Source organism: Providencia sp. UF-183, assembly GCF_058246155.1.
Window position 1 is genome coordinate 1 of the sequence record NZ_JBSICD010000121.1, and the last position, 240, is coordinate 240.

The 240-nt window shown below is 51.2% G+C and carries 1 protein-coding gene; it reads left to right on the plus strand.

Features of this window, described 5'->3' with window-relative positions; translation table 11 throughout:
- Positions 1 to 23 precede the first annotated feature (23 nt).
- Positions 24 to 240: putative T6SS immunity periplasmic lipoprotein (locus tag AC4IFT_RS22615; protein WP_490752996.1), on the plus strand; the 217-nt coding region annotated here is incomplete at its 3' end.

The window sequence follows — 240 nt, forward strand, 5'->3', positions numbered from 1 at the left end:
TGATGATGTTGCTCAGTGGTTGTATGCTTGAAAAGCAACGTTTTTACACTGCGGATATTACGCTACGGGGAAATGATCTCTGTTTCTCTTTGCCGCAGACCTACCAAACACAGAGTGGCAGGGTCAGTCTGGTCAGTATCGCTATTGAACAACGGTTGGGTAGCCAAACGCATGAACTCTGGCGCAGGGCCATTCTACCGCCAAAACCCGCTGAGACGATCACGCCCGGCCAGTGTATCC